Here is a 26,118-nt window from a genome sequence, read left to right as displayed (position 1 = left end):
AAAAGAATGGTAAACGTAAAAAAGGATTAAGCACCGAAAATGCTCAATCCTTTTTTTCTTATTTATGCACAATCTTAAATTGGTCTCTAAGTAACGTCCAGTTTTCAGGGAACGGTTCTCCAAGTACCCAATAAGCAAGACCTCTTAATTTATACTTTTTCACGAGTTGGTTTTTCGCTTCTGCACTTTGTTCGTTCTCAAACCAGACAACATGCTCTTTGCCGTTATCATCTTTGTAATTAAAAAACGGTGCTTGGGACTCGTTATCGTATTTTACAGTTGCATCTTCTTTTAATGCCAAGTCATGGGCTTCTGCTGGAGCCACGCGTTTGGCGAATTTATTACCTTTTTTATAAGGAAGTGTCCAATCATATCCGTATAACGGTGCACCCATCACAATTTTTTCTGGCGGAATAACAGATGTTGCATACTTAACCACTTTTTCTACTTGAGGAACTGGAGCAACAGCCATTGGAGGTCCACCAGACCATCCCCACTCATAAGTCATGAGTACAACAAAGTCTGCTAGTTCTCCATGTCGTTTATAGTCATGCGCTCCATGCCATGGTCCTTTTTGTTCATCACTTGTTTTTGGTGCTAATGCTGTTGAAACTTTAAATCCTTCTTTTTGAACTTGTGGGATGATCGTTTCTAAAAAGCCGTTATACAGCTCTCGATCTTTCTCTCTGATATGTTCGAAATCGATATTAAGGGCTTTATATCCTTTTTGCTTCATCGTACTAATAACACTTCCGATCAGTGTTTTTGAAGCTGTTTTATCTGTGAAGATGTTATGAGCGATCTCTGGTGAAAAGTTTCCATCGATAAAGTTTGTTAAAACCATCATCGGCATGGCTTTAGATTTCTTCACTTCTTGAAGCGCTGCATAATCTTTGATCGGCTTCAGGGATCCGTCTTTATTGACTTGATAACTAAAAAACGCTACGTATGTTAAATCGTTTACTGATTCTTGAACATCTCTTATGGACTGTTTCGCCTCGATCGGCTCTAAAAACCCTAGCGTTTCAATCTTGGTTTTGCCATGATTCGTTTCAGCTTTAGAGATGTCCACCTGTTTTTTCTGTGGTGAGTTAATCTGTTCTAACCTTGGGCTATTTCGCGTTTCGTTACTCATGTTCTTTGGCGCAGCTTCGCTTTCTTTCATGTTGTTAGAGTTGCCGCATCCGCTAAGTACAATCGTAAACGCCGCTAAAAAAGCGACTATCTTTTTCATAAACAAACCTCCTTCATTTTCGTTATTTTTCCATGAAGAGGTTTGTCCTATTCTCTTTTTTAGAAATAGATAGCTCGTACATTCATTATTATTAGTTTTGTAAGTTTCAAAATAGGTATGAGGAGATCTTATTTTGACCTGTCATTAAAGTGGCATCATTGACAAGTAGATTGTAGTGTAAGGTGTGAGACTCCTGGGGGATCAGTGTGACAGGTGAGACACCTAAGGGTGCAAAGCGCCGAGGTGGCTCACCGCACGCCCCCCGGAAAGCGAAACACCTGAAACGGAGATCGACTACTTACATTAGCAACTATGAACTAACAGCTCAAAAAAAAGACTCCATCAGTGTGGAGTCTTTATACCTTTATATCGCCCAGTTTCCTTTAACAAATAACGGAATACGTTTGCCATCTTCATATTCAGCTTCAATTTCAAGATCTGCAGACCCGATCATAAAATCCGTATGACCGCGGCTAAAGTTGATCTCTTTCTCTTCCATCTGTTCGGGTGAAAGATTTCCTGCATCCTTTACTGACATCGTAATCGATGTTCCGATCGCTAGATGGCACGAAGCATTTTCATCATACAACGTGTTATTAAAAGTGATGCCTGAGTTTGAGATCGGCGAATCGTGAGGAACTAATGCAACTTCACCTAAATATCCCATTCCATCATCGATGCTTAGTAGTTGTTTCAACGTATCGTACCCTTCCTCGGCTGTGAAATCAACCACTTTTCCATCTTTGAACGTTAAACTAAAGTTATCAATGATGTTACCCATCGCTGAAAGTGGCTTTGAACTTGAAACTTTACCGTTCACACCATATTTTCTTGGTGTTGTGAATACTTCTTCTGTTGGCAAGTTCGGGATATAATACGTTCCGAACGTAGAATGATGACCTCCACCAATCCACGTGTGATCCGGATGAAGGTCTATGCTTAGATCAGTACCCTCAGATTTATAATGAAGCGTTTTGAACTTCTGTTCGTTTAAGTAGTTCACTTTCTCTGTCAAAGTCTTTACATGTTCGTCCCATGCTGCTACAGGGTCGTTCTGATCAACGCGAACGGTTTTGAAGATCGCTTCCCATAATGCTTCTACCGCTTCTTCATCATTTTTGTCTGGGAATACGCTCTTAGCCCAGCCAACCGTTGGTGCACCTGCGATCGCCCAGTGCATATCTCCTCTTAATTGACCTGCTGAGAAGGCTTGTAGTTTCTCACCCCTGTTTTTTTGAACGAACATCATCCTTTCAGAAGGAACCCCTTTATAAGCGTTTGGATCATTGCCTGTAATCATTAAGAAACAATCATGATTTTCCACAAGGCTATTGTATTTATCAATCTCCCAAGACGGCAGATCATTTTGAAGAACCTCTTCTGCTGCAAGCGTTAGGTGAATACGGCTAGTTTGGGTATCGCTCCAATCCACCATCACTCGTTTACAACCGTTCTCATAGGCATGCTTCGTTACCTTCCGAGTAAATTCTGCTGTTTCTATCGGCGAACTGATAAGCAACCTTTGTCCTTCTTTTAAACTTAATCCAACCTTTATCACTAATTCAGCGTATTGATCCAACTTCTCTTCAAACGACTTCATACTTTCCCCTCCGATTGGTAAATACATAAAAACGACTGATAAGTTTATATTATTTACAATTATATAAAAAAACGAATATTATGACTACTGTTTTCTTTCGAGCTCTTATTTGATCACCATATTGAAATGTAATTAAAAAATCATAAAAAGAAAAGATCACATTACGTTCTGTGATCTTGAATGACTATTTTCATTTTTATTGAGACTAAATCCGATTTGAGTAAGTGCGCTCTCTACATTATTTGTGATCAAGATACCTTTAAAGTCAACGTCGACATGAAGAGTTGTTAATGCAAGATCTGGTCTGAATCCAGTAAGAATGGGAGTGACTCCTATTAACCTTAGCAACTTCACGATGTTTAACAAATATTCGCTAACAGAGTTATTGATTCTGCTCACTCCAGAAAGATCGATTATCATGTGTTCCAGTTCTAAATACATGCTGCTCTCCAGTGTGCTTTGAATGATGAGCTCTGCTCGATATTCATTAATATGGCCAATAATTGGGAGAATCGCAACGCCTTTTGTTAAAGGAACGATTGGTACTGAAATTTCTTTGATCTCTTTATTCGCCTTATCAAGCTCTAATACGTAAGTCAACAACGAAGACATCGTCTGAAAAAGCTCGACATGCTGATCTGTAAATTCGAACCGATCTGTATCCAGCCCACAGATAGTTCCGTAATTTTCACCATCTTCATAATAGATCGGGATCGCAATAAAGCTACCCCCACCAAGATTTGCAGTTACATTTAGATCTTTCGTCCGTTCATTTTGCGTAATATCTTCTATAAGAAGAATGTCATTTCCCTTTTCTACACTCACTTTACAGAACGTTTCTTGAAAAGGCATTGTTGTACCTTCTTGAATCAATACCGTATTTTTATTGACTGCTTTTTTGATTTCATTTACTTGTTTGTCATTCTTGGCGATAAACAACGTATTAATGTTGATAAGTTTGCTCATAAAATGAAGAATGTTTGCCGTGGCTTCTTCAAAGTTTTTAACTGATTTATTTTTAAGTGCTGAATTTAGATGAATAGACAAAGTAAATGACCAACCTTTCATTTCTAAAAATCTTTCTGCCACAATTCTTTGATGGTCCACCCCTTTAATTACCCTAAGAAAGAGGAAATAAACATTTAAAGTAAAACATTTATTAACGTTGATTAAAAGAAAGCTTTGAACTCGGGATAAAAAGATCAAAAACAGCTCTTCTATGAGGGCTGTTTTTTTCCATGTCTAAAGAACTATATAAAAACAATTGACCTATACCATTTTTCTCTATTATTTTTACATGAAAAGTGTTTGAAAATAGTTCTTTAAATAGTAAATACTCCCTATTCTAAATCTGAAACACGGGAGTTATATCCTATTCTAGTGGTTGAAGTATCGTGGTAACATTTTGAATACGCGGAATTATCCGACAATATATGTCGGTTTTCGGAAACTACTATGATTTAGGGGGAATCTTGGTGAAAAAAGGGAAATGGGTATCTGCTGCACTCGCTACGATGTTAAGTTGTTCTGCTTTTTCAAGTGTTAGCGCGGCACCTGCAAACGTATCATCTGATGTAGCAACACAACAACAAGACGATCATAAAGGTCATAAACATGGTGGCGGTCCTTTTGATTTAGGAATCGCTAATGATGAGAAGTTGATCGAAATGTTGAAGAAAAAGGGCGAAATCAGTAAAAACGCATCTGAAGCAGATGCACAGAAAAAATTACAGCAATACTTGCACAAAAAACAAGAGAACGCTTCAAAATTCTCTGAAGGTGCATTAGAAGACGAACATAGTGAAAAGCGTAAAGAAATTAGAAGTAAGCACAAAAAAGAAGGACTTAAAAAAGACGGTAGAAAAGAAGATAAGATTAAGAACGTGAAAGAAGAAAAGTGGAAAGGACAAAAGCGCGTGGATAACGTTCTTGTTCTTTTAGTAGAGTTTCCAGACTACCCTGCTTCGAACATAACAAAAGAAGAAACAGACATGTTCTATGATGAATATACAAAGAAACACTATGAGGACTTAGTATTTGGAAACAAAGGATATGAAGGGCCGAATGGAGAAAAATTGATCTCCATGAAGCAATATTATGAACAGCAATCTGGTGGAAGTTATTCTGTAACAGGTAGTGTTGGAGGATGGTATAAAGCGAAACATCCAGCTGCTTATTATGGAGGTAACGTCCCTACTCCAGACGGTAATGACAAAGACGCTCGTTCTCTCGTAAAAGAAGCACTAGAAGCGGCGGCAAAAGATCCTAACATTAATCTAGGAGACTATGACCAAGAAGATCGCTACGATCTAGATGAAGATGGCAATACACGTGAAGCAGATGGTTTAGTAGACCACCTTATGATCGTTCACTCAAGCGTTGGTGAGGAAGCTGGCGGAGGTGCACTTGCTGGTGACGCGATCTGGAGCCACCGTTGGAACCTTGGCTCACCTTTCCCAATCGCAGGCTCAGAGTCTGAAGTTGATTATTGGAACGGCATGATGGGAGCTTACGATTATACGGTCCAACCTGCTGATGGAGCAGCTGGCGTATTCGCACATGAATATGGCCATGATCTTGAACTTCCAGATGAGTACGATACACAATATTCTGGTGAAGGTGAGCCTGTTGCATACTGGTCGATCATGTCTAGCGGAAGCTGGGCTGGTAAAGTTCCTGGTACAGAGCCAACTGGATTCAGTGCTTGGTCTAAAGAGTTCTTACAATCGTATATCGGTGGTAACTGGTTAAGTGGAGAAACGTTCGTTTACGAAGAAATCGATCGTAAAGGAATCGACGTTCTTCTCGATCAGGCTAACACGAAAGGCACGAACAACGATGCCGTTCGCGTTGATCTTCCACAAAAAGAAACAGTCGTTAACAAGCCGTATAGCGGTGAATATCAATATTTCAGTGGTAGTGGAGATGACTTAGATAACTCATTGGTTACATCTCTTGATCTCTCAAAAGCTTCAACCGCTACACTAAACTTCAAAACGTGGTATGACATTGAAACAGATTGGGATTATGCTTCTATTAAAGTGAAAGAAGAAGGAGCAGCGGATTGGGTTACTGTTAAAGGAAACCTGACTACGGACGCGAATCCAAACGGGCAAAACCCTGGCCATGGGATTACAGGAAGCACGAATGGTGAATGGGTGAACGGAGCATTTAATCTATCTGCTTATGCTGGTAAAAAGATCGACCTAAAATTCAACTATTGGACGGATGTCGCTGCAACAATGCCTGGATTCTTTGTAGATGACATTTCTGTAAACGTTGATGGAACTGAAGTATTGTTTGATGATGCTGAAGGAACATCTACATTTAAGCAAGAAGGCTTCACAAAGAACCAAGGTAAATTCTATTCTGATCACTACTACTTATTAGAATGGAGAAATCACCAAGGTGTTGATAAAGGTCTTGCTCACATCGCACGTGGTAAAAGCTTAATGTCTTATGATGGCGGACTTCTTGTATGGTACGTGGATAACAGCTATTCAGAAAACTGGACAGGCATCCACCCTGGAGATGGATTCTTAGGCGTAGTCGATGCAAACCAAGAAACGCTGAAATGGAGTGATGGAAAAGTGGCTTCAACTCGCTACTTGATCCATGATGCTGCGTTTAACACAGATAAAGGGAAGCCAATGTTCCTAGATTACAAAGAAATCAATGGAACATCGCTTACGGATAACGCGATCCATCCGAACTCCGTATTCAACGATAAAGAGGACTTCTCAAATCCTGGTCTTCTAGACGCTGGACGCAACGTTCCACAATACGGTCTAAAGTTCTCTGTTGAAGGCAAGAGTAAAGATAATTCTGTAGCGAAGATCAAGATCTCTCGCAAGAAATAAACATTTGTTATAAAACCCAACTGTATACTTGCAGTTGGGTTTTATTTTCCTAGGGTAAACTGTTAATAAGGAGGGTATGAGATGCCAAAGTTTGTACGCGTATTTTTAACGGTTTTTACATTGATGTTCCTTGTGAGCTGCAGCACTCAAGAACACGATAATCATTCTGGGAAAAAGGGAGAATCCGAAGAAAAGGCAGAATCCGACACAAAAGATACCTCTAACTTGAATACTGCAAAGGAGAACGAGGTGACAACCATGATTGCGAATGATGAAAAAATTATACAGATGCTTAAAGAGAAAGGCGAAATACCTGAGGATGCCACAACAGAAGAAATTAACAAGGCCCTACAAAAATATTTACAACAAAAGAACCCTAGCAATCTAGGGGATGAAAAAGCAAAAAAGAAATACATCGAGGAATTGAAGCAAAAGATTCAAAAAGAAAGTAAGGCTTCTGAATGATTGTAGTCATCCAAAGCAAATAAGAGATTGTTTACTTATTAATTTACTCGTTTAAATCTTTTAATTGGATGTTCTCTAAAAGATTATTGCTATTAAGTCTTTTTATTTCCTTCTTTGACTTTTGATTGTAGTGTAAGGTGCGAGACTCCTGCGGGACAAGTGGGCAGGTGAGACACTTATACGTGGAACGTACGAATGTGGCTCACCGCCTGCCCCGCGGAAAGCGAGCATCTGTAACGGAAATCAAATACTTTCAAAGTACCCACATTCTATAGAAAAAAAAGATGGTTTAAAGTGTCTATACTTACAGCACTTTAAAACCATCTTTTTTTATTGCTTAGCTTCGTTTATACGGCCACCAGTTTGCTTCTCCAAAGTTTTTAACAAGAACCGGGATGAGTAATGGTAATACGACAAATGCGTATAGAAGCAACCCTACTAAGATGATGGACGCGATCTGCAATAGGGAAAGCATTCCCGAAGGCATCATCGCAGCAAACGTTCCACCTAATATGATAACGGCCGAAATGATAACCGTCCCCATTTTTTTCATAGCAAGAAGCATCGCATCTGCAACTGTAAGATCTTTGTACTCATTAAATCGGTCCATTAAGAAGATGCTGTAATCAACGCCTAACGCGACGAGGATTACGAATCCAAAAAACGGAACAGCCCAGCTGATTCCTGTGTAGCCTAATAGATTTACATAGATGAATTCATTGATCCCCATTGACGTGTAGTACGTTAAAATGAGTGAACCGATTAAGTAAACTGGCATGATCAGAGAACGGAACAAAAATACAAGAATAATTGAGATTCCTACTAACATGAGTAGAACAGTTCTTGAAAAATCATTACTAGAAACCGTCTGCAAGTCAGCATTTGAACTCGTGATTCCCCCAACGGCCACTTTCGCGTTCTCTAACTCCGTTCCTTTCGTTACTCGATTGATCGCATCTTTTATCTCGTCTACTTCATCAATAGACTCGTTTGAATAAGGATTGATCCCAAACACAACATCCATCGTCATCGTTTTACGATCTTTTGATAGATACGCATCCAGTGCCTGTTCAAAATCCTTACTTTGAAGGACTTCTTCCGGCATATAAAAAGCACTTTTATCCTTTGTTTCGGCTAGGTTGTTCAAATAATTTTGAGCAGAACCGAGACCATCAGACACTTGATTCAAACCATCAGCACTCTGATCCAGACCAGACGTTAACTGACTGAACTGACCACCAAGATCTTCAAATCCTTTTAACAGTTCCTGTTGGCCATTATTGATACCGTTTAAGCCGTTTGTTAGCTTAGGTACATTATCAACGATCTGACCTTGGCCGTCAGCAAGTTGACCTAGACCTGACTGAAGTTGATCTGTTCCATCGATCACTTGCTGAAGCCCGCCGATTATACCTTGTTGGTAGCCGTTTATCTCTTTGAATTTACCATTGGCTTGTTGAACACCTGATGAAACTTGATTCAATCCACCGTTTAATTGGTCTAGTTGACCTTTGATAACAGGCAGTTGGTTTTGAGTAGCTTTCACTGTGTTCTTGATCTTCTGATACTCAGCATCGTCATCTGCAATCTCATAACGATTTTCCAACGCTTGAAAGTCTTGATCTGTAATTGATGCTAAAGCGGTATTTAAGCTTCCTAATCCTTGCCCTAGTTTTACGTAGTTTGATTGGATCGTTGATAGATTAAATCCCGCTTGTTCATAACCCTGCTGAATCTTTTGATAACCAGAAAGCAGCTCTTGTTGTTTAGCTTTTATCTGTTGCAATCCCTTTTGTGCATCAGCTGCTCCCATCGTTCCTTTTCGAATTCCATCTTCTATTTTCACCAAATTCTTTTGAATCTCGGTCAAACCAGATTGAGTAGCACTCGTACCGTCGATAAGCTGCTGAATACCATCAGTCGCACTAGTCAGCTGAGGCTCAGATTTTGATAACTCTCCACTCGCTTCCATTAACCCACTGCTGATTTTATTGATCCCTTCTTTTCCATCGCCAAGGCCATCGCCTAAGTTTTCTGCCTGCTTATAGACAAAGAAATCTTCAACCGGTTCCCCTGTAGGTCTGGAAACAGATCTTACTGCATCAACATGGTTAACTTTTTCAAGTTCTTGGCTAATCTTTTCAGCAAGCTCCATATATGAAGTCGAGTCCATCTGTTCATCATTTTTTATAACGATGTTTGTTGGCATCGACTCTCCCGCTCCAAAGCTTTTTTCAATCACATTAAACGCTTGGATCGAAGAAACATCTCCCGAGATTTCTTCTAATGAGTTGAATGATAGTTTGCCATCATACGTTACAAGAAACGGTACGCAAATGATCGCAACGAGTATGAGTGACAACAACGGACGCTTTAATGAAAAGTTTCCTGCAATTGCCCACAGCTTGCTTTCGCCATGCTCCGCCTTTTTCTTAGATGGCCAAAAGATTTTCTGACCTAAGACCATCATGAAGAAAGGAACGATCGTGAACAGAGCAACTAAAAGAATACCTACCCCAACCGCAACAGCCGCTGCTGATTGATAAAGAATAAACTGAGAAAACCCGATTGCAGCGAATCCGATCATGACCGCCAAACCGCTAAAGAAAACGGTACGCCCCGCCTGACGATATGTCGCGATGATCGCTTCTATTTTACTTTCTGTGAGCGTCAATTCTTCTTTATATCGACTTAATAAAAGAATACAATAATCGGTTCCAATTCCGAACAATACAGCGACTAGAAAGATCTGCGTGTAATTGGAGATCGGAAAGTCGAACGAATCGACTAACATCGCCACGATGGATTGTGAAGCAAGGTACGTCACACCAACGGTTAGCAATGGAATGAGTGGCGCAACAACAGATCTGAATACTAAAAGCAAGACACCTAGAATGAAAACAACCGTAATGCCTTCTGTTTTCTTAAGACCCTCTTCAGAACTCTTTACAAGATCTTCGTTGATCATCCAATTGCTTGTATAATAGTGATCAACTTTGTTGTCTTCGATCGTTTTATATAGAGCTTCATTCACTTCACTTGGCTCTCGATCATTCCAAGCTACTTTTATAGACGTTAAGATAGAGTTCCCATCTTCAGAGACTAACTGCTTCTCAAGACTTTTTTCATTAAAGTGAGTCAGAATCTCCGTGATTCCTAGCTCTTCTTTATTCTTTTCAAGTTGACGGATCGCACGCTCAACTTCTTTTTTATCTGCAGCACTTAGTCCTTTTTCATCTGTAAAGACCAGTGCTACCGAAGACTCATCTCCACCGCCTTCTTGTTCCTGAACATCGCTCATAATATCTGAAGCTAATGACGATGAATAGCCATCTGGCACATCGACTTGTCCTTTTTCTCGTACGAGCTCTGCCATATTAGGTGCCGAGAACATAAGAACGGCAACTATAGCAATCCATGCAATAAGCACCAGCCATTTTTGTTTTAAAATAAACCGCACGATTTCTCCCCCCGCTTATTGTTTTTCTTGAAGTGCTGTTAAGATGTTGTTGACCTTTTCGTACGTGTCAATAAACTGTTTGATCTCCTGCTCTTCAAACTGAGTAATGATGGACTCTACTAAGTTATAGATTCTCTCTTCGGTTTTTTTATATAATTCAAGTCCCGTTTCCGTTAATGTAAGGTAAACGACGCGGCGATCGTTTTGATCTCTCGTTCTCTCGATCAAGTCTTGATCCCACAATTTTGTGATCACAGCTGTAATGGCACTTTTCTTCACATCAAATACTTTCGCTAGTTCGGTTGATGTGCAGTTCTCTGTCTTGTAGATGTACTTCAATGTATAAAATTGATCATTTGAGAGCTCACTCTGTAGCTGTTCTTTTACAAGGGATTCCCCTTTTTTATGAACAGCAAATGTGAGATCGATATAACGATCAACGAGTTCTTTAATGGATAGTTGTGGCATACTAACCTCCTATTGGTTCATTTTTTTAACTGTTCAATCATTGAACTATCTATTTCCAGATTTAGATTACATGGTGGACAAGTAGCTTGTCAATTACTCTTCTATAACTTTTACAGAGATCTGTTTAAACGTAACAAAAAAGACATATCTCTTTAGATATGCCTTCATCATCATTCTTATGAGGTTTGCTTTTTTTCTTGTAGTGAATAAAGATAAAAAATATAATCGATCGATGCACCTTTATAGCCCAGCTGATTGACGATCGCCGATAGATGACCTCGGTGATACGTGCCATGATTCACGATGTGCTGAACGAGATCTGCATATGTTGAATGTAGTGTTCCGAAATGTGGATGATGAACAGTGATATCAGCGGATAAATCTTCTTTTCCTTTGATGAAATTCTCGTAGTCATTAGACATAGCTTCGAACTTCTTCTGCATATTTTGTAGATCTGCAGCATTCAATTCTTCGTGTAGCTGTTTAACGGAGTTAAAAATAGCTTCAAATGTTTCCCCTTTTAGTACCTTTAGCCATACATAATCGACTTGATACATGTGAACCAGAACATTAGCGATCGTAGGAAAAACACTTTCTACCTCTTTCCTATACATTTCGGTTGGAAGTTCTTTTAGTTTCTCAAATACCCTTTCATTAGCCCACGTGTTGAATTGGTGAAGCTGTAGCGATTTTTCCATCCTTCATACCTCCAGTTTGTTTTTTAAGGTACTAATTTCGTTAACGGAGTGCATAAACCCTTCAAAAAATACAAACAAATGTTCTTTTTATTAGAAAGTGAGCAATGAGGCTGAGCCACATTCCTACGCAATAGCTTTTGCAACGAGCAAAGTATACTTAAAGAGGTATTTGAAGGACTCAATCCAAAATTTTTTATAATTTTATCCACAAGATTTGCCCTAGAATCCAAAAATTTTGCGGTTTTATCCACGAGTTTTGCATCTCAATCCAAAAGTTATCTGCGAGTCTACAAACTTCGACAAGCTCGGTAGCTCAAATACCCCAACAAAAAAGCGCACTCCCCTCAGGAGTACGCTAACCGTCATTCATTCTATTTTACGATTTCAGATAACAATTCAAATGAACGTAATCTTGCAGCATGATCGTAGATCTGGCCATTCACGATGATCTCATCTGCCTGTGTTTCGTCCAAGAACGCTTGAAGCTTTGCTTTGACCGTTTCTGGACTGCCGATAAAGGATGTACGTAACTGCTGATCGAGTGCCGCTTTTTCATACGGACTCCAGATGCCGTCCATGCTCGCAACCGGTGGCTTCAACTTCGTTGGGTTTCCACGCACTAAGTTAACGAACTGCTGCTGAAGAGAAGTAGCGATTTGTGCTGCTTCCTCATCTGTATCTGCTACAACCACGTTTGCTCCCACCATCGCATATGGTTGCTCAAGTACTTCTGATGGGGTGAACGTATTACGGTATAACTCTAGAGCAGGAATCGTGTTGTCTGGCGAAAAATGACTCGCGAATGCAAACGGAAGTCCTTCTCTACCTGCCAATCGTGCACTAAAGCCGCTTGAACCTAAAAGCCAGATTGGAATATCTTGACCTTCTCCAGGAACCGCTCTTACTTTCATAGGCGATTCTGCTCGTTCTGGATCAAGATACGTTCGCAGCTCATCTAGCTGATACGGAAAATCATCACCCATGTTGCCGAGATCACGGCGAAGTGCTTGTGCTGTTACCTGGTCCGTTCCTGGTGCTCGGCCGAGTCCGAGGTCAATTCTTCCTGGATACAGGGCATCAAGCGTACCAAATTGTTCAGCAATCACGAGAGGTGCGTGATTCGGAAGCATGATCCCACCAGAGCCAACCCGAATTTTAGACGTACCACCCGCCACATGTCCGATCACGACCGAAGTGGCAGAGCTCGCGATTCCAGGCATGTTATGATGCTCAGCCAGCCAATAACGGTTGTATCCCCATTTTTCAGCATGCTGAGCAAGATCTAACGTGTTCTGAAATGATTCAGTTACCGTTCCGCCCTCAACGACAGGTGCAAGGTCAAGGACTGACCATTTTATATCACTTAGACTTTTTTTATTGGACATCGTAACGTCCTCCTTATTTAAAGCAACAAAAAATTAGCTACTATATTTTAATAATTCGTTACTAGTATAACAAGTTTGCTTTCTTTAATAAAAAAAACTGCTTACTTCCTTATGTTGAGAATACCTGATTGGCTACTAACTCATATGACTTCAATCGGGCTTCATAAGAGTGAGTGATCGTCACAATCATTATTTCATCAGCTTTATACGTTTCTTGAAGTCTATATAGTTCTTTCATTACCTCTTGTGGGTTGCCAATAATCATTTTTCTTTTAGCTTCCGTTAAGAGTTGTTCTCTCTCTTCTATTGAAAAACACTGGTGAGCTTCTTCTATGGACGGAACACCATTTCCTTCACCAGAAGCATTCTGTTTTCTCCAAAGAATGCCTGATAATGCGAGCTCCTCTGCGCGTTCTGTTGTCTCTGCACAGATCACAGACACAGCAACAATCGTTTTCGCTGTTTGTAATGAGGGATTCGATTGAAACGTTTTTTGATAAGAAGCTACAATCTCAGGTCCTAATTTTTCACTCATAAAATGACCGAATGCATAGGCTGTTCCATATTTTGAAGCTAAATCAGCACTTTTTTGGCTGGTTCCAAGAATCCATGGAACGGGCGAGATTTCAGGAACTGGAGCAGCCTGAATCTTAGAAAACATATCGTCAGTAGGAAAGTCGTTACGCAGAAAATGAAGCAGTTGTTGTATTGACTCTGGAACTTTTCGAACATTCTCCAGATAATTGTCCGAAAGAGCGATCGACACTTCTGCAGATCCTCCAGGAGCACGACCGATACCAAGATCAATTCTATCTGGAAAAAGTGTAGCAAGCATGTTATAGGTTTCCGCAACTCTGTAAGGTTTATAATGCGGTAAAAGCACAGCACCTGCGCCGAGTCGAATCTTTTTTGTGTTTGCCCCAATATAGCTCAGCATCACTTCTGGTGCTGAACAAGATAAGCCGCTGAAGTTATGATGTTCTGCGATCCAATAACGGGTATATCCGAGCTTTTCTCCCTCTCTTGCCAGTTGCATAGAAGCTTGAAGAGCATCCTGCGCACTGTTACCGGATGAGATTGGGGATTGATCAAGTATGCTTAATTTCATCGCCTACCTCCTTCTTTACATGTTTGTATTTTACGCTAAAGTCTCATTCTTTACTTTGTTGAGGATTATCAAAAAAAGAACCCCACATGAGGTTCTTGTCATCTATAAAGCTAGACTTTGATTTCTGCATCTGTTTTTACAAACTGATCAGCAGATAATGTACTTGCTCGGTAATGCGTATAGAGTTCAGCTTCCGTCAGCTGAATCGGACCACATATCGACTGAATTTCCAGCCATGAGCCTCTCTCTAAGCCTTGTACAATTTTTAATGCGAGATTATAGGGTTCCTTGTTGCCTAGAAGAGCCTCAGCTAGTTCATTCGTTATCGGAAGATCAGCGATTACATCTTTCATATCTTTACTCAGCAACGTGTCGATCAGAGAAAACATCCCAAACATGTAAAGATGGTTTTTGGATACACCAACGAATTTTGCGATGCGTTCAAAAAAGAAGGCGCGAGTAAGACTCATCTTGACAATCTCTAACTGATGATCATCTCTATTCAAGCTAGACATCATCAGAATCATGACGAGCTTCTTTATCTCGTATAGTCCGACTAAGACGACAGCTTGTTTGATCGTTGTAATCTTACTTTTAAAAAAGTAAGTACCAGAGTTCATCACTTTCAAGAGTTTATACGAAAGTGAAAGATCTCGTTGAATCAAATTGCTGATCTCTTGAATGTCTGGATCTGAATCATTCAATTTTTCTAGAAGCAGAAGGTAGTTCGTCGGAAGAGGAGCGATGTCTTTTCCTTGCAATATAACAGGTCTGCTGAAGAAATATCCTTGAAAATACTCAAATCCAAGCTCCTTGGCTTCTTCAAACTGCTCCCGCGTTTCTATCTTTTCTGCTAAAAATGTAATCTGTTCGCGGTAGGTGTCAATCATGACCTTCATCTCTTTTACGTCCATTAATAAATAATCTACTTTAATGATATCGATGTAAGGCAGTACTCTTTCTAAGTTCCGGTTTACGGAAACATCATCCAGAGCGATGATATAACCTTTATTCTTCAATTCTTTACAAACCTCAAGCACTTCGTCCGTTAAACGAACATCCTCTAAGATCTCAACAACAATATATTGAGGAGATATATATGTAGGAATTCTATCTAACAGCAGATTCTCCGTAAAGTTTATAAAACATTTCTTTCGTTCCCCGACTTCTTTAATTCCGATTCCAGCAAAACTGTTCACCATCACATCGATCGTGGCACTATCATGATCCAAACCATCATACCTATTATTCTCACTGTTTCTATATAAAAGTTCATAAGCAACAACGTTCTCTTCTTTATCTAAGATCGGTTGTCTGCCAATAAAAATATCCATTTCAATCCCCATTTACATTGAGTAATCATTTTTCCTTTATATAGACATCAAACCATAAATTGTAAACAAGTACAATACGTGTTTTCATGTTAATTACTTCCAAATACACGTTGTCTTTTTCGTGTATACTTTTGTCGAACCTGCAAGTTCATGTTTTATCTCCCTAGCCAGTGGGAACACAAACTACGTACTAATCTTCTACAAAAAGGAGGAAATCGATGGATACTCATGGTAAAGTGGTTGGCGTTTTCCGTTCAGAAGATGATGCGATCGATGCAATAAAAGAACTGAGAAACCAAGGTTATAGTGACGACGAAATCTCAGTGATCGCAAAAGACAAAAAAGAAGTAAAACACATTCAGGAAGAAACCGGTTCAAAAGCTCCTGAAGGGGCTGCTACGGGAATGGCTACAGGTGGCATTCTTGGTGGACTCGGTGGATTATTACTAGGTGCAGGTGCACTCGCTATTCCAGGAATCGGACCCATTGTAGCCGCAGGACCGATTGCTGCAGCACTCGGTGGAGCCGCGGTAGGAGCTGGCGCCGGCGGAATTGTTGGTGCTCTTGTAGGATTAGGAATACCTGAAAATGAAGCGAAAGAATACGAACAATCTGTTGAAGCTGGGGACATTCTCGTTCTCGTTGATGCGAATGAAATAAGCCGACATAGACAAGCTAATGATACATTCCGTACGTACCGTTCCACAAACGCACATCGTTATGAAGATTCATATTCCAACAAATATTAAAGGAGGATGATTCAATATGAAAAACGATACAATGGAAGGCAAATGGAAGCAGCTTAAGGGTGAAGCGAAGAAACAATGGGGCAACCTGACAGATGATGATTACGATCAAGCACAAGGTGACCGTGAAAAGATGATAGGAAAGATTCAAGAAAGACATGGCAGGAAACGTGAAGAAGCTGAGCGTGAATACGACGATTGGTATAGCAGAATGGAGCAATATTAAAAAATAGTACAACCCCCACTAAATCAGTATTTAGTGGGGGTTGTTTTGTGGTCTTATCTTATCTAATTAGAAAAGATTGTAAGTTCATCTTATTTAAATTCGAATCCGCTTTCTTCTGCAAAACTTTTAATCCTTGTCCCATATCGGATGCTAAAATATAGTTTCGATCTACGAAAACACCCCATACGTTAGCCTTATCTGACACGTATGAACCTACTTCAACTGGATTTGCTGGATCCGTAAGGTCGACCATACGGATACCATCAGAATAATGAGAAAGATAGAGTGTATTTCCTCTTACTTTTGGATCATGAACCGTATATGTTCCAGGTTTGCGCTCTCCTGCTTTAATCTGCACCATAGAGTTTAACGTTCTAAACGTACTTAATAGAACAGGATTGCTCTTATCCTTTATATCGTATACACGAACATATCCCCAGCCTCTTTCAAATCCTGGGTCATGAGGATCCGGATTAAAAACTTCTCTCGTTTCAATCAAGATATTTCCGCCATGAGCTAGTGCAGCTGAATGTGCAGCTCCTTGAACATCACGTTCAAATTTTGTTCTCCCTACAAATTTAGGATTTGCAGGATCTTCAATATTTAAGATAATCGTACCAAGATCCCAATAAGAGAGATATGCATATTTACCTGTCTCATCCGTGATGACACTATGTAAAAATGCCGTACGCTGAGCACCTGTCTCATCTTCAAATTGATAGTCACCATTAAAACTACCGCCTACTTCAGTTGGATCCCAGTTTGAAAGTTCTTTCGGTTTACTTGGGTTAGTCACATCAACGATTGAAAAGTCATGAACGTCAACCCCTTTGTCTTTATAGCGATGAGCTTGATAATTAGTAGCTAAAAGTAAGACTTTGTTGTTCTGTTCTGTCAACCAATGTTCATGCGTCCCGGTAGGAAGATTAGAAGGCGTTTTCCAAAATCCTAGCTTTTTTGGCTCTTTCGGATTTGTGACATCGTAAAGCACAACTCCACCATTTTCAGAGGTTTCCCCCTCGTAACCATACCGCTCTTTATCTACGCGCTGAACGCTTACAGCAGCTAAATCACCTTTAAATGAAGGAGTACTTACAGATTGAACGATTACTTTTTCCTGCCATGTGCCAGGAATATCATTCGCAAGAACGGCAACTTCTTTAGGATTTGCAGGATCCTTCATATCAAAAATCCTTACTCCCTCATTTGTCATCTGACCACGGTGTGTACCAAGATATGCATATCCTTTGTACGCATATACATCTGCAGTTGTAGCAGGTTTTCCTTTTAAATCTTTTAGTGGAACAGCTGCCACCTCTTTAAGGTGCTCAAAATTCTTTGATCCTTCTACTTTTGGAATTCCACCAAACGTAGATTCACCAGCTTCAATGTAGCTTTTTTGCCCATTCTCACAAGCTAAAGCAATTCCTCCACCTGCTATGGAAAGCGCAAGTGTACTCAATAAAATTTTTGATGCAAATTTGTTCATATCCCTATAGCCACCTCCATCTTAATAGTTCCTACATTAAAGGAGTCAAGCTTAAGAAGGAAGTGGTAAATAGACTAAATATTCCAAATTTAAAATGTGAAAAATTGCGTACTTTTTTCATTTAACAACGGGACTATCATCCTGCTAAATGCTATAAGCATAAAGAAAACCCTGAACTCATTGGCATTTAATTCTGCCGAACGTTCAGGGTTAAATTTACTTTACATGATCACAAAAAAGATAACAGCTACTAGCACTAAGCGATAGATCGCAAATGGCGTTAGCTTAACTTTTTCGATAATGTTTAAGAAGAAGCGGATCGATAACATAGCGAATACAAACGCACTGATAAATCCAACAATAAAGAACGGCATAGCATCCATACTAAAATACTCTAAGTTCTTTAATAGGGAGATACCACTCGCACCTGCCATGATCGGAACAGCCATAATGAATGTAAAATCAGCTGCAGCACGGTGACTAAGCCCTAGAAGGACACCACCTGAAATCGTAGCACCAGAACGTGAAAATCCTGGCCACAGGGATAAACACTGAATCAATCCGATAGAGAAAGCTTGCTTGTACGTAATCTTATCTACTGTATCAATAACAGGATTTTGATTTTTAGCAGCAAATCGATCGGCAAAAATCATAAGGAACGCACCAATCGCCAGTCCAATAAGAACCGTGTTCGTCGTGAAAAGGTACTCATCAATATAATCTTCGAACAACAAGCCAAGAACACCTGCCGGTAAAAGACCTACGATGACTTGAGTTAATTTTAAACGGCTCCCCGTAATTTCATTTGTTGCTTTGTTTCGGCTAAGTCCCAGCATATCGATGAATCGTTGTCTGAAAACAACAACTACCGCTAAGATCGAACCAAGCTGGATCACAACTTTAAAAGTATTCGCTGGATATTTCCCTAAAAAGTCTTGTGATTTTAACCACATGTCATCAACAAGAATCATATGTCCCGTAGATGAAACAGGAGCAAACTCCGTCAAACCTTCTACTAACCCTAGAATAAGGGCTTTTAACAACAATAGGATGTCCATAAAAATAACTGATCTCCTTTAACAACTTATACTCTCATCTCTATATAATAGACGTTTTTCGATGATTAGCAAAGAATGATGTAAAACTTTTTATAACACTGTAACATATTGCGAAAAAGTGAGAAACCCCGTTGGAATGAAATCCAACGAGGTTTTAAGTAGTGTTTAGTAATCCAGGAGCGAATGAAGTTTTTCTTTATCCAAAACTTTCACCAATTCTATAAGAAGCTTTGTGCTATTTTCTAAGTCGCTTTTACTGATCATGGATGTATGACTGTGGATGTACCGGGCCGCAACTCCAACAACAAGGCTTGGAATTCCTTTTTTGAAAAGGTGGAACTTACCTGCATCTGTTCCTCCGCCAAGCATCACGTCTACTTGATACGGTATGTTATGTTTCTCTGCAACCTCGATGATTAAGTCGCGAAAACCGGTATGCGGGATCATGGACGAGTCAAGGAATGTAATCAGCGGCCCTTTTCCGAGCTTCGCTTTGTTCGCATTCCCACCAGGACCATCTTCTGCAACGCCTACATCGAGTGCGATTGCCACATCTGGCTCCATGATCGCAGGTGCCGTAATCGCTCCCCTGAGTCCTACTTCTTCTTGAACAGTCGCGCCACAATAGACGGTGTTTGGATGATTGATGTTTTGTAACTGCTCTAGAACCTGAAGTGCCGTATAACAGCCAGCACGATTATCGAGTGCCTTGGCAAGAATCGTATCACCGTCAGGCATCAGTTCAAATGGGCATATTGGAAGGATCGGATCTCCTACTCTGATCCCCCATTCCTTCACTTGGTCTTTATCTTTTGCACCAATATCTATAAACATCTCTTTCATCGGATAAACACGGTTTCGTTCATCTGGCGTTAAGATATGAGGTGCCTTAGAGCCCACGACACCGGTGAACGTTTTACTTTTCGTCTGTACATGTACGCGTTGTGCGAGGAGAACTTGTGACCACCAGCCTCCTAATGGAACGAAGCGCAAATAACCTTGTTCTGTAATCTCACTGACCATAAATCCGACTTCGTCCATGTGACCTGCAAGAAGTATTTTAGGACCGTCATTCGTAGATCCATGTTTTTCACCGAATACACTACCAATATGGTCGTTCATTAATGCGGCACCTGTTTTGCTGATCTCGCGTTTCATAATCTCTCGAATCGCTTTTTCAAAACCAGGAGCACCATTTGTTTCTGTTAACTCTTTTAATAAGTCCATATTTCTCACCTTCCTATTTTATAGGATGGGGAAAATATACGGTTTGAATACGTTCTTTTTTAGAAGGAAAATAAAATTATTCAAAAGCGAAGGATAGGACATATTTTCTGCCTTTATTAGTTCCAATTGTTATAGAACATAATGAATTTAAAAGGTGTTTCGTTATATGAGGTGAACAGATTTGGAGGAAATCATTCATTTGCCGATTATTTATAGTGGTTCCTATTAACAAGTAATAGTCACGTAAGGCTTGCATATGAGCCTTCTTGGAAGTCGTCATACATCTATCACAAGCCCATGTTCCAAACGTTCTGTGCATGCTATAAAATTTACAGTTCGTACACTGTATACCTTTTATCAAATCACTTTCTGAGATTTGAAAATGCTGAAGAATATTGAACTTTAGTGGATGATGTTGTATTTGGAGTTGTTTAGAAAGAGTATGTTGAGATTCCTTTGTAAGGAGATAAGTTGTGTGCCTGACCTCAAGTTCTTTTATTTTATCAGGCAAAACATAGTAGGGTAATACGAATTGGGAGAGGGTTTGTGATTTACCTTTTTCAGTGGACTTAATTACGGATTTATCATTTCCTATGATTACAAGCGGCTCTATAGGCATCGCGGGGAACTTTTGAAGCTTAAGCCACTTTTGAAGTTGCTCTACATGTCTATTTACTTGAATGATTGGACTGCTGAACGCTCGTTCATCCTTATTATCATTGATCCTGATCAACTGGTTAAATGTTGAGTCAAAAATAAGTGTTCCAGTTATGTTCTTCACTTCGATGATAATTATGAGATTTGAGGATAACAGAAGGCAATCAATCTGGAAGTAATGTGAACCATCATAAAGACGAAGGTCATGGAGTACATGGTACTTCTGTTCGGGTAAAAAACTTAGCGGAAAATCTAATGAACGCTCACCACGATATCCAGCCAAACTTTTTGCATATGTTTCAGAAGCAATTTGTCTTTTGGGATGATCAAGATCAAGTCGTCTAAATAGTGCCTCAAACTTAAATAACTTCAACGGCTTTATTCGTTTTTTAACGATCAAAATTGTACTCCTTTCGTATTTATATTATTAATAGTTCTTTAGTTCTTTTGTCTGGTAGCAAAATCCTTTAAAGAAATTAGATATCGACAACTTTTTTAATATATCGGCAAGAATAAGTATTTTATCGGCAACTTTTGCATTATATCGGCAAGAATTCAAATATATCGGCGAAAATCAAATTATATCGACATTTGCCCAAATTTAGCATACAAAAAAGGACTCACCCTGATGGTGAGTCCTGTTATCCACCTATGTATGGTGGAGACGGTGGGACATGTTATTCCATGCTTTCGTCATGGCACTGACTATATCTTGAACCTGAAGAATCAGGTCCTTCGGCGTATTATACGAAATATAAATTTACTTGAGTCCAAGCAGAATTTCGTATCCTAGTACTACCAAGAATGGCAGCCTATAAGTCGATACACGGCTGTTGGATTGCTCCACATACCGCTCGGCATTGCCTTGCAACGATAAACGTTGGTTAGGTTTCACCGATAAAGCCGAATTATCACTTATGTGTTACCACATAAGGCGACTAATTATTAATCGAACCCACGTCCAAAGATATTGGCACTTAAGCTTCTACGAGTGTAGTCGGTTTATTCGCGTTTCGCGGATCCGTCTGCCAGCCGACAGGCGCCTGGACCGCTAGCCTGATTATTCTCTTCCTTCGTCCTCAGGCGGAGGACAACCAGCGTAGCCCACTAAGAGTGAGTCCCTTACCCTACCACATGGGCGATGGAGGGAGGAACAGCTAAAGTGCTATTACGCAGCTAAAGCTAAGTTGTTGTTTTGTTTGCCAGTTATTGGCTGTGGCGTTTTAACGAGGCCGACCCCCTCGACTCGCAACTTAAGCTCAAACTACCCCTGTCGAATCCGTAACGTCCCCATTATAAAATGGTAAGCAGAAAATTAATTCCGCCGAACCTCGGAAAGAGATAAAAGCTCAATCGCTTCTATTCACTTGTGTACTCAGTATAACATTTTTGCTTCATCGTCTCAATTGTAACATCCTGTAAAAGGAACCAATTAAGCTTTTTGGCGATCTCGGAATGCACGTTCGATCTCTCGCTTTGCATCCTTTTTCTTCAGATCGTCACGCTTGTCGTAATGCTTTTTACCTTTTGCCAGTCCGATCAAAAGCTTCGCAAAACCATTCTTCAAATACATTTTCAAAGGAACGATGGAATATCCTTGTTCTTTTGTTGCACCTAATAGCTTGTTGATCTCTTTGCGGTGTAAAAGCAGCTTGCGCGTACGAAGTGGATCATGGTTGTACCGGTTTCCTTGCTCGTATGTGCTGATGTGCATGTTGTGTAGAAACAACTCGCCATTTTGCACACGTGCGAAAGAATCCTTTAAATTTGCCCTGCCTGCGCGAATGGATTTGATCTCCGTGCCCTGAAGGACAATTCCTGCTTCAAATGTTTCTTCGACGTGGTAATCGTGCCGCGCTTTCTTATTCTGTGCGACGACTTTCCCTTCTCCTTTTGGCATGTAAAACTCAATCCTCCCCACAGCAAGTGAAGTTTAATTATAGCAATATGGTCAAATAACGTCAAGGTTCACCACCGAAGGTGAACCTTGACTGAACATGCTCCTTATTTCTTCTTTTTCTTGCCTTTTTTCTTAGCTACTGGTTTGTAGAAAGGTTTCTTCTTCCCTTTCTTTGAATCCTGAGGGCCGCTTGAACGCTCTGATTCACTCGTGCGGTTCTTGCTTCTTCTTCCTCGTCCGCGTTTTGGTGTATCTCCAATATCGATGACTTTTTGACGATCTTTGAAACGTTTACGAGGTGTTCCTTTCATTCCGACGATTTCAAAATCGATCGCGCGCTCATCTACATTCACGTTCGCAACACGAATGGAAATCTCATCACCGATTCGGAACACGTTGCCTGTTCGCTCTCCGATCATCGCCATAAATTTCTCATCAAATCGGTAGTAGTCGTCTGTTAGGTAGCTAACATGTACGAGACCTTCAATCGTATTTGGAAGTTCAACGAACAATCCAAAGTTTGTAACAGAGCTTATCACGCCATCAAACTCTTCCCCGATCTTATCGAGCATGAACTGTGATTTTTTCAGTTCATCCGTCTCACGTTCTGCATCAACAGCACGGCGTTCCATCGCTGATGAATGCTTAGCAATTCCAGGAAGTTCTGCTTTCCAATGACTGACAGTTTTTGGTCCTGTGTCTTTTTTAAACAGATACGTACGGATGAGGCGATGCACGATTAAGTCTGGGTAACGACGGATCGGTGACGTGAAATGCGTATAGAATTCTGTCGCTAATCCGTAGTGACCAAGTGACATATGATCGTACTTCGCTTGCTTCATGGACCGAAGCATGATTTTGCTAATCACCATTTCCTCTGGCTCGCCTTTTACCGTCTCCAAAAGCTGTTGAAGGCTGCGGGGGTGAATGTCGCTCGCGGTTCCTTTTAACGCATATCCAAACATACCGATAAACTCTAAGAAACGCTCTAATTTGCCTTCATCCGGATCTTCATGGATTCGGTACATGAACGGAAGCTCGAGCTCATGAAAATGTTGAGCAACAGTTTCGTTGGCACATAGCATAAATTCTTCGATCAATTTTTCAGCAACAGAACGTTCACGTAGAACAACATCTTGTGGATCGCTGTTCTCGTCAACAAGTACTTTTGCTTCTGAGAAATCAAAATCAATCGCACCACGTGCAAAGCGTTTTTTGCGTAGAATTTCCGCAAGCTCTCCCATTAATTGAAAGAAAGGGATGAGTGACTCGTATTTCTTGTTAACCGCTTCGTCTTCATCCTGCAAAATTTTACGAACATCTGTATACGTCATTCGTTCTGTTGTTTTGATTACACTTGGGAAGATTTCGTGTTTGATGACTTCACCATCATGGTTGATCTCCATCTCACAAGAGATCGTCAAGCGGTCTACTTTCGGGTTCAAGGAACAGATCCCGTTTGATAGACGATGTGGAATCATCGGGATGACACGATCGACTAAGTACACACTCGTACCACGCTCTTGCGCTTCTTTATCAATGGGAGAATCTTCGGTTACATAGTGTGTCACATCTGCGATATGTACGCCAAGCTTATAATGGCCATTCGGAAGCTTGATCACATGAACCGCATCATCCAAGTCTTTCGCGTCCGCTCCATCAATCGTTACGATGGTTTCGTTACGAAGATCGCGACGTCCTTCAATATCTTTTGGATCGATCTCATCTGGCGTATTATGAGCTTGCTCAAGTGCCTCAACCGGAAACTCTCTTGGCAGTCCATGTTTAAAGATAACAGAGATGATATCTACACCTGGATCATTCTTGTGTCCGATGATGTGAATGATCTCTCCTTCGGCACTGTTTCTGCCCTCAGGGTATTTTGTGATTTTCACTAGAACCTTATGTCCTTCTACAGCGCCGTTAACGCCGTCTGCAGGAATAAAGATGTCATTCGGGATCCGTTTATCATCAGCAACAACAAAACCGAATTTACGGCTTTCTTGGAACGTTCCAACGACCTCTGTTACGCCTCGTTCTAAAATACGAATGATCGTACCCTCTGGGCGTGATCCTGAAGAGGTTTGATTTAAGCGTACGAGGACCGTGTCGCCACTCATCGCACCATTCATATCAGATTGTGAGATATACACATCTTTTTGTTCAGAGTCTTCCGGGATAAGGAACGCAAAGCCTTTTGCATGCCCTTGAACGCGGCCTTTAATTAGGCTCATCTTTTCAGGCAATCCATAACGGTTCGTACGTGTTCGGACGACAGATCCTTCATCTTCTAATTCGTTAAGTGTTAAAACCAGTTTCTTGAAAGCTTCAGCGTCAGGAAGTTGAAGAGCTTCTTCAATCTCTGTGACTGTCATCGGTTTTTCCGATTCTTTCATGAGCTGGAGTATTTGCAGTTTATCCAAAAACTGACCTCCTTTTTAAGGAAAAAAGGTTCTATTCTGACCAATCTAGGTCTTCTAAGAAAGCATATACATCTTCATGCAGCTTTTCTTTTTCCTTGTCTAATGTAATTACATGTGATGAGTTTTCATACCACTTTAAATCTTTCGTTTCACTTTCTACTTCATTATAAATAATATTTGCAGAATCCGTGTTAATCATTTCATCATTTCTAGCCTGCACAACAAACGTAGGTGCGTATACGAGATCTACTGATTTTCTTACACTTTGAATAAGATCTTGAAGAGCTTTTAACGTATTCATCGGTGTTTTTTTGAATTCTTCCATCTCTTGCTCTATCTGTTCTGGTGTTTTCTGTTCACGCTTTTTATATTCTTCAGCGTACGCACAAACCCCTTTATACATCACTTCTTCACTCTTGATGGACATGGGTGCGCACATTGGAATTACAGCTTTTACAGGATGTTCTGTGGCCAGTTTTAATGAGAACACTCCACCTAACGAAAGACCACACACGGCAATCTCGTCGTAGCCTTTTTCTTTTAGATGATTGTAGCCGCCAATCACATCTTCCCACCAGTCTTTGGGTCCTGTGTGTACTAATTCTTCAGGAGGAACGGCATGTCCTTTATACTGAGGAGCGTGACATGTATAGCCTTTCTTTTGCAGAAATCTCCCCATCATTCGTACATCGGCTGAACTGCCCGTGAACCCGTGTAGCATTAAGACTGCCCGCTTTCCTCCTTCAAAGAAAAACGGTTTTGGTGCTGCGATTTTCATGT

Annotated in this window: 20 protein-coding genes and 1 other RNA gene; 4 read left to right on the top strand and 17 right to left on the bottom strand. The window is 40.4% G+C overall.

The genetic code is table 11. The annotated features are described in order from the left end of the window. Nucleotides 1–58 precede the first annotated feature (58 nt). From ACFS5O_RS07860 to ACFS5O_RS07850, 3 genes are all read right to left on the bottom strand, one after another. Nucleotides 59–1,234 (bottom strand): glycosyl hydrolase family 18 protein, encoded by a 1,176-nt coding sequence (locus tag ACFS5O_RS07860; protein WP_205725398.1) that lies wholly within the window; start codon nucleotides 1,232–1,234, stop codon nucleotides 59–61. A gap of 364 nt (nucleotides 1,235–1,598) precedes the next feature. Next, entirely contained in the window at nucleotides 1,599–2,834 is a 1,236-nt protein-coding gene (locus ACFS5O_RS07855) for an aminopeptidase (protein ID WP_205725397.1), read from the bottom strand. A 156-nt stretch (nucleotides 2,835–2,990) separates the two neighbouring features. Beyond that, nucleotides 2,991–3,941, bottom strand: coding sequence for an STAS domain-containing protein (locus ACFS5O_RS07850; RefSeq protein ID WP_318300140.1), 951 nt, complete (start codon nucleotides 3,939–3,941; stop codon nucleotides 2,991–2,993). A gap of 368 nt (nucleotides 3,942–4,309) precedes the next feature. Here ACFS5O_RS07850 and ACFS5O_RS07845 point away from each other — a divergent pair, with 368 nt between their 5' ends. Next, the gene (locus ACFS5O_RS07845) at nucleotides 4,310–6,694 is read left to right on the top strand and encodes an immune inhibitor A domain-containing protein (protein ID WP_205725396.1); all 2,385 of its coding nucleotides are present in this window, start codon (nucleotides 4,310–4,312) and stop codon (nucleotides 6,692–6,694) included. Between the two features lie 81 nt (nucleotides 6,695–6,775). Then, on the top strand, nucleotides 6,776–7,159 hold the full coding sequence (locus ACFS5O_RS07840) for a hypothetical protein (protein ID WP_205725395.1): 384 nt from the start codon (nucleotides 6,776–6,778) through the stop codon (nucleotides 7,157–7,159). 337 nt (nucleotides 7,160–7,496) lie between these two features. On the opposite strand, the gene ACFS5O_RS07835 is transcribed toward ACFS5O_RS07840, so the two are convergent. The 6 genes from ACFS5O_RS07835 to ACFS5O_RS07810 form a co-directional block, all read right to left on the bottom strand. Then, nucleotides 7,497–10,619, bottom strand: coding sequence for an MMPL family transporter (locus ACFS5O_RS07835; protein WP_205725394.1), 3,123 nt, complete (start codon nucleotides 10,617–10,619; stop codon nucleotides 7,497–7,499). Between the two features lie 15 nt (nucleotides 10,620–10,634). After that, on the bottom strand, nucleotides 10,635–11,087 hold the full coding sequence (locus ACFS5O_RS07830; protein ID WP_205725393.1) for a MarR family winged helix-turn-helix transcriptional regulator: 453 nt from the start codon (nucleotides 11,085–11,087) through the stop codon (nucleotides 10,635–10,637). A 176-nt stretch (nucleotides 11,088–11,263) separates the two neighbouring features. Beyond that, the gene (locus ACFS5O_RS07825) at nucleotides 11,264–11,785 is read right to left on the bottom strand and encodes a DinB family protein (protein ID WP_205725392.1); all 522 of its coding nucleotides are present in this window, start codon (nucleotides 11,783–11,785) and stop codon (nucleotides 11,264–11,266) included. A 371-nt stretch (nucleotides 11,786–12,156) separates the two neighbouring features. Then, nucleotides 12,157–13,170 (bottom strand): LLM class flavin-dependent oxidoreductase, encoded by a 1,014-nt coding sequence (locus ACFS5O_RS07820; protein ID WP_205725391.1) that lies wholly within the window; start codon nucleotides 13,168–13,170, stop codon nucleotides 12,157–12,159. Nucleotides 13,171–13,279: 109 nt separating this feature from the next. After that, nucleotides 13,280–14,278, bottom strand: a complete 999-nt coding sequence (locus tag ACFS5O_RS07815; RefSeq protein ID WP_205725390.1) for an LLM class flavin-dependent oxidoreductase — start codon at nucleotides 14,276–14,278, stop codon at nucleotides 13,280–13,282. Between the two features lie 110 nt (nucleotides 14,279–14,388). Beyond that, a complete protein-coding gene (locus ACFS5O_RS07810; protein WP_205725389.1) occupies nucleotides 14,389–15,612 on the bottom strand; it encodes an EAL and HDOD domain-containing protein in 1,224 nt (407 codons plus the stop codon). A gap of 218 nt (nucleotides 15,613–15,830) precedes the next feature. On the opposite strand from ACFS5O_RS07810, the gene ACFS5O_RS07805 reads away from it, so the two are divergent. Both ACFS5O_RS07805 and ACFS5O_RS07800 read left to right on the top strand, forming a co-directional pair. Continuing rightward, complete coding sequence (locus tag ACFS5O_RS07805) at nucleotides 15,831–16,361, top strand: general stress protein (protein ID WP_205725388.1); 531 nt, start codon at nucleotides 15,831–15,833, stop codon at nucleotides 16,359–16,361. Between the two features lie 16 nt (nucleotides 16,362–16,377). Further along, on the top strand, nucleotides 16,378–16,584 hold the full coding sequence (locus tag ACFS5O_RS07800) for a CsbD family protein (protein WP_066397538.1): 207 nt from the start codon (nucleotides 16,378–16,380) through the stop codon (nucleotides 16,582–16,584). Nucleotides 16,585–16,642: 58 nt separating this feature from the next. Here ACFS5O_RS07800 and ACFS5O_RS07795 read toward each other — a convergent pair whose 3' ends face one another. From ACFS5O_RS07795 to ACFS5O_RS07760, 8 genes are all read right to left on the bottom strand, one after another. Then, a complete protein-coding gene (locus tag ACFS5O_RS07795; protein WP_205725387.1) occupies nucleotides 16,643–18,073 on the bottom strand; it encodes an LVIVD repeat-containing protein in 1,431 nt (476 codons plus the stop codon). A 221-nt stretch (nucleotides 18,074–18,294) separates the two neighbouring features. Further along, entirely contained in the window at nucleotides 18,295–19,131 is an 837-nt protein-coding gene (locus ACFS5O_RS07790) for an undecaprenyl-diphosphate phosphatase (RefSeq protein WP_144698131.1), read from the bottom strand. A gap of 165 nt (nucleotides 19,132–19,296) precedes the next feature. Then, complete coding sequence (locus ACFS5O_RS07785) at nucleotides 19,297–20,358, bottom strand: M42 family metallopeptidase (RefSeq protein WP_205725386.1); 1,062 nt, start codon at nucleotides 20,356–20,358, stop codon at nucleotides 19,297–19,299. A gap of 76 nt (nucleotides 20,359–20,434) precedes the next feature. Further along, nucleotides 20,435–21,415, bottom strand: a complete 981-nt coding sequence (locus ACFS5O_RS07780) for a nuclease-related domain-containing protein (RefSeq protein ID WP_205725385.1) — start codon at nucleotides 21,413–21,415, stop codon at nucleotides 20,435–20,437. A 546-nt stretch (nucleotides 21,416–21,961) separates the two neighbouring features. Beyond that, nucleotides 21,962–22,299, bottom strand: a transfer-messenger RNA (tmRNA) gene (gene ssrA, locus ACFS5O_RS07775). A gap of 148 nt (nucleotides 22,300–22,447) precedes the next feature. Beyond that, nucleotides 22,448–22,915: an SsrA-binding protein SmpB gene (gene smpB, locus ACFS5O_RS07770; RefSeq protein WP_066239234.1), complete on the bottom strand. Its 468-nt coding sequence runs from the start codon at nucleotides 22,913–22,915 to the stop codon at nucleotides 22,448–22,450. Between the two features lie 104 nt (nucleotides 22,916–23,019). Further along, nucleotides 23,020–25,311, bottom strand: coding sequence for a ribonuclease R (gene rnr, locus ACFS5O_RS07765; protein ID WP_205725505.1), 2,292 nt, complete (start codon nucleotides 25,309–25,311; stop codon nucleotides 23,020–23,022). A gap of 58 nt (nucleotides 25,312–25,369) precedes the next feature. After that, nucleotides 25,370–26,116 (bottom strand): alpha/beta hydrolase, encoded by a 747-nt coding sequence (locus ACFS5O_RS07760; RefSeq protein WP_205725384.1) that lies wholly within the window; start codon nucleotides 26,114–26,116, stop codon nucleotides 25,370–25,372. Nucleotides 26,117–26,118 lie beyond the last annotated feature (2 nt).

It is taken from the genome of Fictibacillus nanhaiensis, assembly GCF_042686385.1.
Classification (GTDB): domain Bacteria; phylum Bacillota; class Bacilli; order Bacillales; family Fictibacillaceae; genus Fictibacillus; species Fictibacillus nanhaiensis.
This window is presented reverse-complemented; position numbering and strand designations above follow the sequence as displayed.